Consider the following 2,897-nt stretch of genomic DNA (forward strand, 5'->3'; position numbering starts at 1 on the left):
GCACCGCCGCCCGGACACGGGCGCTGCGCCCGCCGGGCCGCCGGACCGGCCCTCGCTCCTCCATGCCCCCCACCTTAGCGCAGCTCGCGGTTGCGTTTATAGGGCCTACCGTCTAGGCTTCCTAAAGCAGTAACAAACTGCTTTAGGAGGAACGATGAAGTCTGCACCGCCGGTGGCCGTGCCGAACCGGGCGGCGTTGCTCACGGTGACCTGCCTGGGGCAGTTCATGGTGCTGCTCGACAACACGATCGTCGGTGCGGCGCTGCCCGACATGCAGGAGCGGCTGCACACCCAGTTGACCGGGCTGCAATGGATCGTCGACGCCTATGTGCTGCTGGTCGCCATGCTGTTGCTGTCCGGCGGCGTCTTCGCCGACCGCTTCGGCCGCAAGAGGATGTTCCTGGCCGGCGTCGTGGTGTTCACCGCCGCGTCCGTCCTGTGCTCCGCCGCGCCCTCGATCGGCTGGCTGATCGTCGGGCGGGTGCTGCAGGGCATCGGGGCCGCGGCGCTGAGCCCCGCCTCGCTGACCCTGCTCGCCGCCGCGTATCCGGTTCCGCAGGAGCGGGTCAGGGCGATCGGGCTGTGGGCCGGATTCAGCGGAATCGGTCTGGCCGCCGGACCATTGGCCGGTGGCGTTCTGGTGGAGGCCTTCGGCTGGCCCGCCATCTTCCTCGTCAACGTGCCCGTCGGCGCGGTCCTGCTGGTCGCCGGCCTGCGCGCGCTGGGCGAGTCCCGCAACCCGAGCGCGCCGGCGATCGACGTCCCGGGAACGGTCCTGTCCGTCCTGGGCGTGGGGACGCTCACCTACGGGCTGATCGAGGGCGGCTCCCGTGGCTGGACCTCGCCTGTGATCCTGAGCAGCTTCGCCGCCGCGGCCGTGATCCTCGCCGCCTTCGTGGTCGTCGAAGGGCGGGTGCCGGCACCGATGCTGCCATTGCGACTCTTCCGGCAACGGCTGTTCACGGTCTCCAACACGGCGATGATCGTGGTCGGTTTCGCGCTCATGGGCTCGTCGTTCTTCTTCTCCCAGTTCTTCGTCTACGTCCAGGGCAGCTCGATCCTGCGAGCCGGGGTGCAGACCCTGCCCGCCACGCTCGCGATGGTCATCATCAGCCCGTTCGCGGGCCGGTTCGCCGCCCGGTACGGCTTCCGGATCATGGTCACCATCGGCCTGACGCTGGCTGGGCTGGGACTGCTGGCCCTGGGCTTCGTGCACGCCGACACCGGCTACACGAACGTGTGGTGGCGGCTGGCCGTCGTCGGTATCGGTTTCGCCCTGACCATGTCACCGCTGACCGGCGCCGCCATCCAGGCGGTCAGCCCGCAGGAGGGCGGCCTGGCGTCGGGCGTCAGCAGCACCACCCGGCAGATCGGCGCGGTCCTCGGCGTGGCGGTGCTCGGAGCTGTCGTCCGCACCCGGGAGTCCGGTGGCGCCTCCTTCGAGGAGGGGCTCAACAGCGCCTTCGTCGTGGCCGGCGTCGTCACCTTGGCCACAGCCGTGTTCACCGGCCTGTGGCTGATCAGGAGCACCGAGTCGTCACGGCCGGCGAGCCCGGCTCCGCGCGTTCATGAGAACACCACGAGTCACTGACGCGGCCCGGGACCCCAGTATCGAGGCAACGAGATCTGACGTTCTCCCGCCCGCTTTTCCGAAGAAGGATGATGTGTGATGTCCGTTCCCGCCGACCCGACCCTGGTGCATCCGATGCCCGACCAGCCGCGGGTAGTGCTGCTCAAGCCGCTGGTCTCCTCGCCGCTGATCGAGATCGGGGAGTTCTCCTACTACGACGATCCGGACGATCCGACCGCCTTCGAAACCCGTAATGTGCTGTACCACTACGGGCCGGAGAAGCTGGTCATCGGGAAGTTCTGCGCGCTGGGAACCCCGACACCGTGACGATCCCAGGCTTCGGCAGGCGGGACCAGGTGGTCGACGTCGAGCCGGGCGGGGTCGTCGACGGTCTGGTCGTCGTAGTAGGAGTACCAGGACCCGCCCGACAGCCGGCAGCCGGCCCCGACCTGGGGCGGGGTGACGGCTTCGTCGAGGAGGACCTCGGCGCGGGTGTTGCAGCCGTCACGATCTTGATCGGTCCAGTGCCTGAACGAGGTGCGCTGGTAGCCTTCGCGCCGCTCGGTGGCCACCGGCAGCATGGCGACCGCGTCGGCCAGCAGCGGCCCCTCCGCGCGCTGTGCCGCCGTCTGGGGCGTGTGCTGGGCAGGGCGCGTGACCGCGGCCGCGGGATCGGGGGTGGCGGCCATCAAGGTCATGCTGGCCAGGAGGGTCGCGCCGGTGAGGGTGATGCAGGTCAGGAAGTGGCGCCGTGGGGGATGGGGCATGCCGGCCCTCTCACAGATAACTACAAAGAGCGAATAATCAACTACTTAATGTAGTGATCTTTATAAGGACGGCTCTCTACCGGCGTGGTGACCGTTCGGTTTCCTGGTGTTCTCCGGACCACGAACCCGAACGGAGGGCCTAGAACGGCCCCAGTCCACATGGAGGGACCGGGGCCGTTCGTCGTCACCGGGCTTGGTCTACCTCTCCTTTGGAGGCTGCGGGTCACCGGCTGCGGGCGGTGATGTCGCCGTTGGAGGTGGTGGCGTGGATGTCGAGTTCGGCGGTGCCGTCGTTCTTGAGGGCGTTGGTGATGCGGCCGTGGCTGGTGCCGGCGTCCAGGGCGGCCGAGACTCCACTGGCAGCGGCGATCGAGATGTCGCCGGACTGGGTGCGGAGCACGACCGTGCCGCCCGCGGCCTCGGCGATCCGGATGCCGCCCCGTGCGGTGCCGATCTCCGCGGGGCCGCCCAGCCGGCCGACCTCGACGTCGCCGTCGACCGCGGTGAGGCGCAGGCTCGCGGCCTCGTCGATCTTGATCTGGCGGTACGCGCCTTCGAAG

At 69.1% G+C, this 2,897-nt stretch carries 4 protein-coding genes; 2 read left to right on the plus strand and 2 right to left on the minus strand.

The genetic code is table 11. From position 1 onward, the window contains the following. Positions 1-154 precede the first annotated feature (154 nt). Positions 155-1,591, plus strand: coding sequence for an MFS transporter (locus AB0J09_RS61225; RefSeq protein ID WP_360713225.1), 1,437 nt, complete (start codon positions 155-157; stop codon positions 1,589-1,591). Positions 1,592-1,669: 78 nt separating this feature from the next. After that, entirely contained in the window at positions 1,670-1,897 is a 228-nt protein-coding gene (locus AB0J09_RS61230; RefSeq protein WP_360713227.1) for a hypothetical protein, read from the plus strand. Here the strand turns inward: AB0J09_RS61230 and AB0J09_RS61235 are convergent. Both AB0J09_RS61235 and AB0J09_RS61240 read right to left on the minus strand, forming a co-directional pair. Continuing rightward, on the minus strand, positions 1,837-2,337 hold the full coding sequence (locus tag AB0J09_RS61235; RefSeq protein ID WP_360713228.1) for a hypothetical protein: 501 nt from the start codon (positions 2,335-2,337) through the stop codon (positions 1,837-1,839). The genes AB0J09_RS61230 and AB0J09_RS61235 overlap by 61 nt on opposite strands. 223 nt (positions 2,338-2,560) lie before the next feature. Further along, positions 2,561-2,897 (minus strand): DUF4097 family beta strand repeat-containing protein (locus tag AB0J09_RS61240; protein ID WP_360713230.1); only part of this gene is annotated, 337 nt, incomplete at its 5' end.

The sequence above is a fragment of the Nonomuraea sp. NPDC049784 genome (genome assembly GCF_040659615.1).
Classification (GTDB): Bacteria; Actinomycetota; Actinomycetes; order Streptosporangiales; family Streptosporangiaceae; genus Nonomuraea.

Excerpts from the sequence above, each read along its gene's own strand:
- AB0J09_RS61225 (WP_360713225.1), top strand. The coding sequence starts at position 155 with ATGAAGTCTGCACCGCCGGTGGCCGTGCCGAACCGGGCGGCGTTGCTC.
- AB0J09_RS61230 (WP_360713227.1), top strand. The coding sequence starts at position 1,670 with ATGTCCGTTCCCGCCGACCCGACCCTGGTGCATCCGATGCCCGACCAG.
- AB0J09_RS61235 (WP_360713228.1), bottom strand. The coding sequence starts at position 2,337 with ATGCCCCATCCCCCACGGCGCCACTTCCTGACCTGCATCACCCTCACC.